The organism is Chryseobacterium sp. (assembly GCF_022869225.1).
Taxonomy (GTDB): domain Bacteria; phylum Bacteroidota; class Bacteroidia; order Flavobacteriales; family Weeksellaceae; genus Chryseobacterium.
In genome coordinates, this window is the sequence record NZ_JALIHL010000001.1 from 2,209,944 (window position 1) to 2,222,891 (window position 12,948).

A 12,948-nucleotide genomic window follows, 5' to 3' on the forward strand; every position below is an offset into this window, starting at 1 on the left:
ATCTGATTTATTAACAATGGTTTAAGAATATTTTTCTAAAACCGCAATAAAAGACAAATCTGATATTCTCCGGATTGATACCGGTGAAGTAACCCTTGGACTTTGAGCAGTCCTGGGTATCCTTATTTTTATGGATGAATGAGCACCACTATTCTATGAGGAAAAATTTCCCTTTTGAAATTTATCATTCCAATTGTAAAGAACATCCGGAAGGAAAGATGATCGTGGATTTTTGTATTCCGGTTTACTAATTTTCCATTCGGTAACAAAAGAATGCCTTTCAGTAATAATTTTTTTACAGAAGGATATTTTCTGTACTATTTTTGATTCAGAAAATTGACAACCATGAAAATGCAAGCCCAAAAATTACTGTTCCTGTTTTCATTTTTAGCTTTTATGATGGGATATGCCCAGATAAGAGTTTCAGGGAAAGTAACTTTTAAAAACAAAGGAATAAGCGAAGTAAACGTTACACTCAAAGATACCTATGATGGAGCGACTACGGATGCCCGGGGAAATTTTTCTTTTGAAACCTCTGAAAAAGGAAGCCATATCCTGACTTTTACACATCCTAAATATGAAAACGTAGAAAAGAATGTAACGATTGAAAACCAGGATGTTTCAGTAAATGCAGACCTTAGAGAGCAGATCAGTGAAATTGATGCTGTTGTTGTTTCTGCAGGCTCTATTGAGGCAAGTGACCGAAAAAGAGCAACCGCATTATTAACTCCTATTGACATTTATACCACAGCGGGTGCAGACGGGCAGATTTCCTCAGCATTAACCTATCTTCCCGGGGTACAGAAAGTTGGCGGAACTGAAGGGTTATTCGTAAGGGGAGGTACGGGAACGGAATCCAAAATTTTTATGGACGGAAGTCTTATCAATAATTATTTTTCAAATTCTGTCCCGGGAATTGCAGGAAGAGATCAGTTTAATACTTCTCTTTTTAAAGGGAATATATTTTCAAGCGGGGGCTATTCTGCTCTTTACGGGCAGGCTCTCTCCGGAGCACTGATGCTTGAAAGTGTGGATCTTCCGGATCAGACTTCTTATAACTTCGGAATCTCGCCTATCTTTTTAAATGCCGGATTTCAAAAGTTAGGAAATAATAAAAACTATTCCTACGGAGCTTCAGCAGGGTATTCCATTTTGAGCCTGATGCAGAAAATATTTAATTTTAATACAGATTTTATTGATGCTCCGCAAGGAGTAAACGGTGACCTGAACTTTAGAATTAAAACAAAATCAGGAGGCTTTTTAAAATATTACGGAATGTATAATTCTAATAAAATGGGAGTGAGATCAGAAAGCCTTGAACCCGGATATAACTTTAGTCTGGTAAGGCTGAACGGTCAAAATACCTATCATAACCTTTCTTTTAAACAGAAATTCGGAAAATACCTTCTGAATGTGGGAGGCTCTTATTCATATAACAGATCTGATCTGCACTTCTCTACAGAAACAAACGGGGCGGAATCAGCCAGAAACCGGCTTCTTACAGATGGAAATTATATTAATTTTAAAGCGGTTCTCGAAAGAAAAATAAACAGAATAAGTGCAGTAAGAGCAGGTTTTGAATTGAATAATACCGATGAAAAACTAAATTTTGAAGAAGTACAAAAACACTATAAGGATTTGATTTCTTCTGTTTTTGCCGAAACAGACCTCGGATTCAGCAATGCATTATCAGCAAAAATAGGAGTGAGGGCAGAGCATTCATCTTTTTTAGATAAAAGTAATATTGCACCCCGTTTTGCATTGGCATACCGTCTTGCTAAAGACTGGACAACTTCTCTGGCTTACGGTCTCTTCTATCAAAATCCTGAAAGCAAGTATATCAATGCCCCTGCAGATTTGGGATTTCAGAAATCTCAGCATTATATTTTCCAGGTCCAGAGAGCCTCTGAAGGAAGGACTTTACGCTTCGAAGCCTTTTATAAAAAATATGACCAGCTGATCAAAACATTTAATGTCACACCGGGTAAAGAACAGAACCAACAGGTTCAAACGGCTTTGAATAATGATGGATATGGCTATGCAAAAGGAATGGAGCTGTTTTGGAGAGACAATAAAAAAACATTTAAAAATATTGATTACTGGATAAGCTACTCGTTCCTTGATTCAAAAAGAGACTTCTTAAACTATCCTGTCAGCCTAAAACCAGGTTTTGCAGCAGATCATACGCTTTCAGCAGTGGTAAAAAGGTTTATTCCGGAATGGAAGCTGGGAGCTAATTTATCCTATACGTATGCTAAAGGAAGACCTTATTATGATATTGCTACCCAACTTGAAGATGGAAAAGTAATGAATTATACCAGAAATGAAGGTAAACTTCAGGATTATAATGCTTTGAATTTCAGTATTAATTATCTGCCCAATATAGGGAAGAAAGATGCTAAAGCTTTTCCTGTATTTGTATTGAGTATTACCAATATTCTAGGATCAAAAAATGTCTACGGATATAACTTTTCTGTAGATGGATCCAGAAGCTCTGCTGTTGTTCCGCCAGTAAATACCTTTGTTTTTATAGGAGCATTTATCAGCTTTGGGGTAGATAAAACAGATGATGCCATCAATAATAATTTATAAAAAACATAACTTCGACAAACCAATACAATAAACATTAAAAATTAAGAGTATGAAAAAATACCTTTTAAGTTTTGCTTTAGCTTTTATAAGCTTAACTTCTTTTGCACAGACTGATTATGAAAAAATAATGACGGAAAAAATTGCTAAAATAGAAACCTGCAAAACCCCGGAAGACTTCCAGGCCCTGGCTAATGATTTTCAGAGAATAGGAAGTAAGGAAAGCAGTCAGTGGCTTCCGCCGTATTACGCTGCCTTTGCCCAGATCCAAAAAGGAAGGGTGATGATGAGAAACGGGAACACACAGGATCTTGACGGCGTGGCAGCCCAGGCAGAAAAATACCTGGGATTGGCTCAAAATCTTGCCGGAGCAGATAATGCAGAGATTCATTTGCTGAGAAAAATGGCTTTTTCTTTAAGAATGATGGTGAATCCTCAACAGCGTTTCATGACCGATGGGGCAAGAGCTGCAGAAGAAATGGGAATCGCAGAAAAACTGGATGCCGGGAACCCAAGGATAGCCCTGATCAAAGCAGAAGATACTTATTTTACACCTGAACAATATGGGGGAAGTAAAACCAAAGGTGTGGAAATGTTTAAAGAAGCACTTGCCAAATTTAATGCTTACAAACCAAAGTCGGCCTTAGATCCAAACTGGGGGAAAGCAGAAGCTGAATACTTTATCAGCCTTCCGACAGAAAAAACAAAATAGGCTCAGGCAGGATTTGAACTAAAATGAATGCATGATTGTTCATTTCCTTTTCGCCTGATAAAACCTTCTTCAATGAAGGTTTTTTTTATACCATTCAGGGATGAAAATCGGCCCTTCGGTAAGAAATAATTTTTGATACCTTTATTAAAAACTAATTTTAGGCTAATAAAACGAATCATGAAGCGTAAGAACTTTATAACATTAGTGTGGGTCTCTCTGGCAGTCTCAATGTTTTTCTTTTTTGTCTTTACAGCAGAAAAGAATTTGGAGAACTTTCTGTATACCTTACTCATCTCTTTTATCTATTCTTTTGTATTGGGTGGTGGAAATGGGATGCTCAATAGCTTTCTGAATAAAAGAGTTCCCTGGTCAGAAGCAACAACTAAAAGAGCAATTTTAAGTATTGTATCCATTATTATTGTAAACTTTGTACTGGTTTATTTTTGTAATTATATCAACTTTGTCCTGATTCAGAAAGCCGTCTCCACAGAAGAGTTCTTCTCAGAAAAATATAATTTTATCAATTGGTTTACCATTAATGTAGCCCTGCTTATCTCCGCTTTTCTCCATGCCAAAGGATTCATGGAAGAGCTGAAAAAAACTTCCCGGAAAGAAGTCGTTGAGCAGAAGCTGATCGCCAAGTCTGCCAATGCACAGTTTGAAAGTTTAAAAAACCAGCTTGATCCTCATTTTCTTTTCAATTCTCTGAATGTTCTCAGCTCTTTGATTGATGAAAATCCACAACAGGCCCAAAAGTTTACAGCTTCAATGTCAAAGATTTACCGGTATGTCCTTGAACAGAAAGATAAGGAGCTTGTGACAGTAGAAGATGAGATAGAATTTGCCAAAACCTATTGTGATCTTTTAAAGACAAGGTTTGAAGACAGTGTAGATTTTACCTTTGATGTAAAAAAGGAAGACTATCGTGAATATGTAGTGCCCCTTTCCCTTCAGTTGTTATTGGAAAACTGTATCAAACATAATTTTGCTACGTCATCAAAACCCTTGGTCATCAGAGTATTTTCAGATGGTGATATGCTCTGTATTGAAAATAATCTTCAGGTAAGAGAACAGATTAAAGAGAGTTCAGGAATAGGCCTTGCCAATATTGTTCAACGCTATTCCCTTCTTACCAAGAGGAATGTTTTCATTGAAAAATCTGATGATTATTTTAAAGTAAAGCTTCCCATGTTATCTGCTAAGCCTAATGTTGTCAATGTAAAACCGGATGATGAATATGCGGCCTATAAAAAAGCACAGAAACGGGTAAAAGAAATCAAAGGATTTTATAGCAATCTGATTTCCTATTGCATTATTATCCCCTTTTTAATTTTTATCAATCTCTATACCCATAGCAAAAACCATTGGTTTTGGTTCCCAGTATTAGGTTGGGGGATTGGTTTGGCCTCACACGCGTTCCAGGTCTTTGGTATCGGAGAATCCTGGCAGGAGAAGAAGATCAGAGAGATTATGAACCAACAAAAAAACAGAAATAATGGAGACATTTAACGAAAATGATATTCAATACCAGCAGGCTAAAAAGCAGGTAGAACGGTTAAGAGGCTTTTATTCCCATTTGTTTATTTATGTAGGAGTCAATCTTATCATTGTGTATTTTAATTATACAAACTTAAAGCCCGGCGAAAGTTATTTTCAGTTCAAAAATTTCTTTACCGCAATATTCTGGGGGATAGGGATCCTGGCTCATGCAGCAGCGGTTTTTTTTTCGAAGGTCAATTTTATCAGGAAATGGGAAAACCAGAAGATCAGAGAACTGATGGAAAAGCAAAAAAGGAAAGACCATCTTTAGCCTGCCGGGATTGCCATAATACAGGAATTGAATGACCGGTTTTTAAGCCAAAAAAACATTTTATCATTAAAATTTCACAGCATGAATTTTCTGCACATCCTGTTCACGATTTCCATGGTTGCATGGTTTCTGAGTGAATTTTTATACAAAAATATACTGAAATCCAATAACAATGACAGAAAAGACAAGGACAGGTCTACCCTGAATATTTTGTGGCTGGCCATTCCTTTTTCGATTTTTACATCAGTCATGATTTCGTATAATACGAAACTTCCAATGGTGACTGGAAACTGGATTTTGTATGGTGGGGAGATGCTCATTATAACCGGAATTGTTTTTAGGTTTGCGATCATCAGATCTCTTGGAAAATATTTTACGGTAGATGTGACCATCAGACGGGATCACAAGATCAAAAAAGAAGGCTTTTATAACTATGTAAGACATCCGTCATATGCGTTTTCCCTGCTGACTTCATTAGGGCTTGGTCTTTATCTGAACAACTGGCTGTCACTGGTTTTTGCTTTTGTTCCTCCGTTTTTAGCCTTTACCTATAGAATTAAAATTGAAGAACAGGCATTGGTAGAGCAGTTTGGAGATGAATATATCGCGTACAGAAAGAAAACTAAAAAGCTGATCCCATTCATCTACTGATCTACAGCGCCGGATACAAAACCGCAGGAATTGTAAACCCTAATATTCCGTACAGGGTATGGAATCATACATTTCAGGAAAAATACGGGGGATCAATTTTATGAATCTTTGCACTTTAACAGCATACAGCATACAAAATAATTCGCGTCTTTGCGCTTTCAAAGAATATTTCCATTAATCCTGTGTTTTTACCATTCGGTTATCATATTCTACGACTCGGTCATATAAAGTTGATCCGGAACCGTTTTCCTTCCTACATTTGACTCAAGAAAATAACTTATTAACCTTTACAACCAATCATTATGGAAATTTTATCATCCAATAAAGAATCAATAGCTTACAAAAAAGCTTCAAAAAGAGTAAAAGAATTAAAAGAATTCTATGGTAACCTTACCTCTTACTGTCTGGTCATTCCTTTCTTAGCTGCTTTAAATCTTCTGACAGCCCCGGGATATTTATGGTTTTTATGGCCTGCGCTTGGATGGGGAGTGGGAATTGCATTTCATGCCGTGAGTGTATTTGGAATCGGAAGAAACTGGGAAGAGAAAAAGATAAAAGAACTGATGGAAGCGGAAAAGGGAAAAATAAAAACATTATAACAACCAACTAAAAAACTTATATGATCATGGACTATAATTCAGCATACACCAGAGCCAACGACCTTAAAAAATTCTATAAAAGCATTTTTTTCTTTGCCATCATTGCCGTTCTGATCTTTCCCAGCGATCAGTTTGAAGAAAAAATCATCAGAATTAAACTGTTTGACGGATATATAATATTAGGCATATGGGCACTTATTCTTGTTATAAAAGCCATAAAGCTGTTTATTTTTGATTCAGAATGGGAAAAGGAAATGATTGAAAAAGAACTTAGAAAAGATAAACAGCCGATAGATTATTAAAATTAGTCTTCTTTTATCTACCTTTATTTCCTAAAATCTGAAAACTAAAATTAAAGCTCAATGATTAAAACGGTCATTATCGAAGACGAGAAACCTGCCTCAAGAAAATTGGAGAGAATGCTCAATAACTTTCCTGAAATTGAAGTGGTTGCTAAAATAGAATCTGTAGAAGAAGGGGCAGCCTGGTTCACTGAAAATGAACATCCGCAGCTGATTTTCTCAGATATTGTTTTAGGAGACGGCCTGTCTTTCGATATATTTGAAAAAGTACCCACTAGAGGCTTTATCATTTATACGACAGCTTTTGACCAGTATACCCTGAAAGCCTTTAAATTAAACAGTATAGACTATCTTTTAAAGCCTATTCTGGAAGAAGACCTTTCAGGTGCTATAGAGAAGTTTAAATCATTTATACCCGCAGAAAACACCACAGGGTCCCAGGATATCAAGCAGCTGATAAAAAAAGAAAAATCCACCCTTTCCAGGATCCTGGTAAAGATCGGCTACAACCTGAAGATTGTGCAGACAGAAGAGATAAGCTGCTTTTTCAGCGAAAATAAAATTGTCTACCTGCAGACAGAAGAACGTACCTATCCTTCAGATTTTACCTTAGATGAACTGGAGGATATTCTGGAAGATAAAAAGTTTTTCAGAGTGAACAGACAGTTTATTGTCAATTCTGATTACATCAAAAATATCCATACTTCGCCTTATTATAAAGTGGATCTTGAATTCCAGCCGGAGGATGAAATCACCGTGAGCCGTGATCGCGTCAAGGACTTTAAAGATTGGCTGATAAGCTGATCTGAAGTAAAGGAATGTATCCGGCGGTAACGAGTAATGTCCAGTGTTTATCCGGTAGCTCGGTCCCTTTTAACTCTTTTTAAAACAATTACCATGGATCTTATTATTTTACTTTTTAAGTTTTTCCTTGAGGTATTTTATATTTGAAGCGGTCTTTCGAAGTGATTTTACCGGCCATAAAAATCACTGGCCGATTGTACAAACTGATGAAAGGCTTCTGTAATTTCTTTCTTGTTTTTATGGGTCAGAGGGAAGGGAACCATATGCGAATATTCATATGGGTAGTCTTTTATTTCAACCTCTACCTCAATGTCTCTGTAGCCTCCCTGTAGTGTGTTTAAAGCCTCAATGGGAGGGGCAACATTATCTTTTGACAGCACATACACCTTGATCTGATCGTGAATTTCCCGGATCCTGTCTTCTCTTTCCTTTTGGAAATAATTATACCTGAGCATTTTTTTAAACCAGCTTTCTTGTGGATGTAAATCTTCATTCTGGTAATGCTTCAGCCGGCTGTCAGCTTTAAAATCAGAGCTTAAGAGCTGGGCGAAGACGGACTGCATTTTAATCGTGGCCTGAGCATCCATGATGTATTTGGAAATAGGAAACATCCTGTCAATAGTCATTCCTCCGCAAAAACAAAAAAGTTTGGAATGGGTAAAATAGCCTCCGGGGTCCGCCATTTTAATGATCATAGAAAGAAATGAACCGATAGAGTAGCCGAATAGATCTACGCTTGAATCTGGAGCAATACTTTTAATTGTATTCTTTTTAATCTCCTTTACCACCTCAATGATGTCCGAATAGGTCTGTAGGCCGGACCAGAAAATCCTTTGGGGATGAGCTTCAAGCCTGGAACTGATGGCCGCATTGACAAAAGAATAATGAGTATTTTCAGGATATCTTCCTTTCCTGAAATTAACAATCTCTGTCATTTTTTTACGGTCACTCCAGACAGGTGCTGCACGGTCCATATGAAAGGCAATAGGAAACAGGATGACCGCTTTATGTGTTCTTTGGGCCAGCTCATAAGCCCAGGGAAGATATTTGTCCCATTTCTTTTCATTCAGCCCATGGAAAAAAATTAGACAGCTTTTGGCCGTTTCTATATCTGCCCTTTTAATAATATGATACTCAAACTTTGTATTATACTCAATATCAGAATCTTTGGTGTCTACTGCAGGCTGATGATAAACCAGATAAGCCCCTTCATTCATCTCCAGCGGCTGTGAGTGCTTTGCACATTGCAGATGGGCGGAGTCATGAAGCAGATCCGAAACCTTTGACTGGAAAGGACGGGATTCTATCGTGATATTCAAATCTTTTATTTCCGTAATCTCTTTTCTGGAATCAAAATGACTCTTCAAAACTTCATATAATTCATAATATTCCATAACAAAAGGACTGAGGGTTCATAATCAAACTCTTAAATTATGTAATTAGTGCTGTAAAATATTGATTTTTAATGATTAAATGTATTCTAAGCATACAAGAAAGCCGCAGCTATTGATCAGAGAAGACCAAAATGAAGCCGGTCCGGATGTAAGATAGAGTAATGATTCCGGTGCTAAGGAATTTCTTTTTATGGCTCTATTATCTTAGCTTTATTGAAATTAAACTGACAGAGCTGAGGTTAGGAAAAATTGATCAGTTAGTGAATATCTAAGCAGGAATTCTCAATTACAATCTGTATTATACCCGTAGAATAACTACCTATAATCAATTCTGTTAGCGTCAGTGTCTTCAAGCTGTTTTAAAATAGATTCAGGGATTTCATCACTATCAATCGGAAAGCTGATGGAGTCTGAGATAAAGTTTTTCCGGTCGGATTTTTGGAAAATCTCAAACAGGGCAACAGGCTCCTGATTAAAGCTGATACACGTACTGATAAAATGAAGCTCATGAAGTTTATATTCAGGATTTTTAAGCTTTTCTTTGATATCTTTGATCCTTGAAATGAAGTGCCTTTGCCTGATAAATGTATTGCTGTTCATAATAATAAAAACATAATCCGAATAGGCGGTTACCTTTCCGAAATACTTGTGATGGTCGCCACCGCTTCTTTCTATGAAATACTCTCCGGTCGTTTCAGATTTATAGACTTCCATAGCGGATCGCCAGATCCTGTCTTCTTTCGCCTGTAAAGGGTTTTCCGGAAGATTTCTGTTATAAGAGTACCAGCAGCCTACCAGGCGTTCTAAAAGTGCCGTATTTTGAGCTGTATTGTTCATCTCAATTCTAAGATCATTAAAATTGAAAGCCTCCGTATTGGAGTTAATGAAATCTATATAATTGGAATATCCCAAAACTTTGACAATCAGGCTCAGTTTGGCAAGGTTGGGACGGCTTAAAACAGTACCTTCCTTCCGATAGTATTTTTTTAATTTGTTGATAATCAGATGCTCATAAAGATAATTTGACCCAAGCAGGTCGGGCTCTTTTTTGATCCCCTTCTCTGAATGATCACTGATTATCAGATCATTTAGCTCCAGACAGATGTAGGACCATTCCGTTTTTGTAACGTCTTCCCAGTGGTTTTTCTTTAAAAACTGGCGGCTTAAAAAGTTCATCAGCTTTTCCAGATGGAGAATATCTTCTTTTTTCATATGATGATTTCCTTTGATTTCGTAAGACTAATTTAAGATTTTTATCGAACTAAATGAGACTGTTGAAAGACTTTTACATTTTAAAATCCGCAGATATTTGAGTAGAAAAATTAAAATAGGAACAATGGAAACAAAAACGATCATACATGACGAGTTTCTCTGGAGCAGGATCCAAGGATTTTCTTTGGATGTTTCTGATGCCGACTTTCCTTTTTCAAAAAAACTGGCTAAAGAAGAAAACTGGAGTTTAGACTTTACCCGGAAAGCCATTGAAGAGTATAAAAAGTTTGTCTATCTCTGCTGTATTCTTCCCCGTGGAGCTTCCCCGAGCAAAACTATAGATAAAGTATGGCATATGCATCTGATTTACACCCAAAATTACTGGGAGGAATTCTGTCCCCATATTTTAGGAAGAAACCTCCATCACCACCCTTCAAAAGGTGGAAAATATGAAAAAGCTAAACATCAGCAATGGTTTTCTGACACTTTGAAAGGCTATAAAGAGATTTTTAAGTCCGAAGCACCCCATGATATCTGGCAGGATAAAATTCGTCAGACCAATCGCTGGTGGAAAAATCTGCGTCTCATGGCCGTATTCCTTATTCCTTTAATGCTGACATCCTGCCTGGGAGAGATTATAAGTACCGTAACCTGGATATTTCTTTCAGTAATAGGAATTTTTCTCTTTGGTGGTTTGTTCGCTCAATTGGGGAATAATGATCATAAAAATGACAAAGATTCAGGAACGGGCTGTGGAGGAAATGGATGCAGTGGCGGAAGCAGCTGCGGAGGCGGAGGATGTGGCGGGGGCTGCGGGGGCTGCGGAGGATGTGGCGGTTAATAAACAATAATACAATTGAATACTCATGAAAAAGGTTATCATTCATTCAGTTCCGGTTATCATAAGCTTTATTTGGATGGTGGCGGAATGTCATACATTGAATCCCATTTCCTTAAAAGGACCGGATTTTCTAAAGTTTTATTTACTTCTGCTGCTGGGATTCTACGCTTCGGTTTTTATTTTAAGATCATTCAAAGAAACCTTTTCAAAAACCACCTTTAGTTGTATGATCCTCCTATTTGTGCTGGGAAGCATAAAGCTGATAAGAGGATTGGTTATAGGTAAACCGGTCGGGTTTTTGATAATGATTTTACTGTTGGAGTGTGTTGGATCTGTTTTACTTATTCAATATCATCTCAAGAATAAGATGAAGTAGTTTTTTCAAAAACAAACCCGAAACAAGACTGTTTCGGGCTATATGAGTTAATGAGATTACATCTCTTTTTGTTTTTCCTTACCCAGAACCGTACTTTTGAACCATAATGGAGGTTAAAACCACTAAAATAAGACTTAGGGCAATATTGGAATTTTCCGGATGCACAATGGCCTGATAGAAATGATATCCAAAAACAGCAGATACAATAGCGATCAGGATATTGTTGACATAAGCATACTGATTTTTCGCAGTTGTTTTCATAGGAATATTTTTTGTTATTTACCCAGTAAGTACAACCACTTTAAAAACGTTACAGAAAATTTTTAAAAATTTCTTTTTGTAAAAAATAGGTGAATCCCGGAACCCGTATCTCTTCTATGAAATCACTCCACTTCCGATAAGCTCTTCATCAATATACCAAGAAGCAAACTGTCCTTCGGCAATGGCTGACTGCGCTTCATCAAATTCAATATAAAATACATTTTCAAACTGGTATAGAGCCGCTTTCTGTAAAGGCTGTCTGTACCTGAATCTCGCCATTACTTCCATAGATTCGCCATTGTTCAGCCTCATGTCTTCACGTACCCAGTGCAGCTCGGAATTATCAATTTTCAAAGCTTTTTTGTATAACCCTGGGAAATGATTTCCTTCTCCTACAAAAAGAATATTGTTTTCCATGTCTCTGGAAACGATAAAGCAGCTTTCTTTGTGGCCGCCTATTCCAAGGCCTTTACTTTGCCCGATCGTGAAAAACTGGGCTCCCTGATGTTTCCCGATTACTTTTCCGTCAGATTTTTTATAATGGATCTTTTTTGATAAAAACTCAAGCTCCTCTTCTTTAGATGAGAATTCCGGCTTTTCCACTGAAAATAATGGAGAATCTTTAAAAATTTCTACAATTTCACCTTCATTAGGTTTTAATTGCTGTTGTAAAAACTGAGGAAGACTCACCTTCCCGATAAAACACAATCCCTGAGAATCTTTTTTATCAGCTGTTACCAGCCCGATTTCTTTTGCAATCTCCCTTACCTGAGGCTTTGTCAGCTCTCCTATAGGGAACAGCGCTTTTGACAGCTGATCCTGGCTCAGCTGACAAAGAAAATATGACTGATCTTTATTGTTATCCTTTCCTGCTAAAAGATGGAAAATTTCTTTACCGTTTTCGTCAAAAGTGGAATTTACCCTTGCATAATGCCCTGTAGCCACCTTATCAGCCCCCAGGGACATAGCGGTTTTCATGAAAACGTCAAATTTTACCTCTCTGTTACATAAAACATCAGGATTGGGCGTTCTTCCTTTTTCATATTCCGCGAACATATAATCCACAATACGTTCCTTATAAAGATCGCTCATATCAATAACCTGGAAAGGAATTCCCAGTTTCTGGGCAACCATCAGCGCGTCATTGCTGTCCTCAATCCACGGACATTCATCCTCTAATGTTACGGAAGCATCATTCCAGTTTCTCATGAATAATGCCACGACTTCATGGCCTTGCTGTTGCAGCAAATAAGCTGTAACACTAGAATCTACACCTCCTGAGAGGCCTACTACTACTTTCATTGTATTTCAATTTTACGAAACTCTTAACGGGAGTTCTTAGTTTGATGCGGCAAAAATACAACTAAATAAATTCGTAAAAAAACCATAATTTTAAA

The 12,948-nt window shown here is 37.2% G+C and carries 14 protein-coding genes; 10 read left to right on the forward strand and 4 right to left on the reverse strand.

Annotated elements, in window-relative coordinates:
• Nucleotides 1-95 precede the first annotated feature (95 nt).
• From MUW56_RS10305 to MUW56_RS10345, 9 genes are all read left to right on the forward strand, one after another.
• The gene (locus MUW56_RS10305) at nucleotides 96-251 is read left to right on the forward strand and encodes a GyrI-like domain-containing protein (protein ID WP_292013110.1); all 156 of its coding nucleotides are present in this window, start codon (nucleotides 96-98) and stop codon (nucleotides 249-251) included.
• A 94-nt stretch (nucleotides 252-345) separates the two neighbouring features.
• Nucleotides 346-2,592 (forward strand): TonB-dependent receptor, encoded by a 2,247-nt coding sequence (locus tag MUW56_RS10310; RefSeq protein WP_292013111.1) that lies wholly within the window; start codon nucleotides 346-348, stop codon nucleotides 2,590-2,592.
• Between the two features lie 49 nt (nucleotides 2,593-2,641).
• On the forward strand, nucleotides 2,642-3,301 hold the full coding sequence (locus tag MUW56_RS10315; protein ID WP_292013112.1) for a hypothetical protein: 660 nt from the start codon (nucleotides 2,642-2,644) through the stop codon (nucleotides 3,299-3,301).
• A gap of 177 nt (nucleotides 3,302-3,478) precedes the next feature.
• Nucleotides 3,479-4,810, forward strand: a complete 1,332-nt coding sequence (locus tag MUW56_RS10320) for a 2TM domain-containing protein (RefSeq protein ID WP_292013113.1) — start codon at nucleotides 3,479-3,481, stop codon at nucleotides 4,808-4,810.
• Nucleotides 4,797-5,111 carry a 2TM domain-containing protein gene (locus MUW56_RS10325; protein WP_292013114.1) on the forward strand — a complete coding sequence of 105 codons (315 nt, stop codon included), beginning with the start codon at nucleotides 4,797-4,799 and terminating at the stop codon, nucleotides 5,109-5,111. The genes MUW56_RS10320 and MUW56_RS10325 overlap by 14 nt, the downstream gene beginning before the upstream one ends.
• 81 nt (nucleotides 5,112-5,192) lie before the next feature.
• Nucleotides 5,193-5,762, forward strand: a complete 570-nt coding sequence (locus MUW56_RS10330) for an isoprenylcysteine carboxylmethyltransferase family protein (RefSeq protein ID WP_292013115.1) — start codon at nucleotides 5,193-5,195, stop codon at nucleotides 5,760-5,762.
• Nucleotides 5,763-6,064: 302 nt separating this feature from the next.
• Nucleotides 6,065-6,361: a 2TM domain-containing protein gene (locus tag MUW56_RS10335; protein ID WP_292013116.1), complete on the forward strand. Its 297-nt coding sequence runs from the start codon at nucleotides 6,065-6,067 to the stop codon at nucleotides 6,359-6,361.
• A gap of 26 nt (nucleotides 6,362-6,387) precedes the next feature.
• Complete coding sequence (locus MUW56_RS10340; protein ID WP_292013117.1) at nucleotides 6,388-6,663, forward strand: 2TM domain-containing protein; 276 nt, start codon at nucleotides 6,388-6,390, stop codon at nucleotides 6,661-6,663.
• 60 nt (nucleotides 6,664-6,723) lie between these two features.
• Nucleotides 6,724-7,467 (forward strand): LytTR family DNA-binding domain-containing protein, encoded by a 744-nt coding sequence (locus tag MUW56_RS10345; protein WP_292013118.1) that lies wholly within the window; start codon nucleotides 6,724-6,726, stop codon nucleotides 7,465-7,467.
• Between the two features lie 167 nt (nucleotides 7,468-7,634).
• Here the strand turns inward: MUW56_RS10345 and MUW56_RS10350 are convergent, their stop codons facing one another.
• Together MUW56_RS10350 and MUW56_RS10355 are read right to left on the reverse strand one after the other, a co-directional pair.
• Nucleotides 7,635-8,861 carry a DUF6051 family protein gene (locus MUW56_RS10350; RefSeq protein WP_292013119.1) on the reverse strand — a complete coding sequence of 409 codons (1,227 nt, stop codon included), beginning with the start codon at nucleotides 8,859-8,861 and terminating at the stop codon, nucleotides 7,635-7,637.
• A gap of 315 nt (nucleotides 8,862-9,176) precedes the next feature.
• On the reverse strand, nucleotides 9,177-10,073 hold the full coding sequence (locus MUW56_RS10355) for a hypothetical protein (RefSeq protein ID WP_292013120.1): 897 nt from the start codon (nucleotides 10,071-10,073) through the stop codon (nucleotides 9,177-9,179).
• A 124-nt stretch (nucleotides 10,074-10,197) separates the two neighbouring features.
• Here MUW56_RS10355 and MUW56_RS10360 point away from each other — a divergent pair, with 124 nt between their 5' ends.
• The gene (locus MUW56_RS10360; RefSeq protein WP_292013121.1) at nucleotides 10,198-10,914 is read left to right on the forward strand and encodes a hypothetical protein; all 717 of its coding nucleotides are present in this window, start codon (nucleotides 10,198-10,200) and stop codon (nucleotides 10,912-10,914) included.
• 454 nt (nucleotides 10,915-11,368) lie between these two features.
• Here MUW56_RS10360 and MUW56_RS10365 read toward each other — a convergent pair whose 3' ends face one another.
• Complete coding sequence (locus MUW56_RS10365) at nucleotides 11,369-11,551, reverse strand: hypothetical protein (protein WP_292013122.1); 183 nt, start codon at nucleotides 11,549-11,551, stop codon at nucleotides 11,369-11,371.
• Nucleotides 11,552-11,665: 114 nt separating this feature from the next.
• Nucleotides 11,666-12,853: a tRNA 2-thiouridine(34) synthase MnmA gene (mnmA, locus tag MUW56_RS10370; RefSeq protein WP_292013123.1), complete on the reverse strand. Its 1,188-nt coding sequence runs from the start codon at nucleotides 12,851-12,853 to the stop codon at nucleotides 11,666-11,668.
• Nucleotides 12,854-12,948 lie beyond the last annotated feature (95 nt).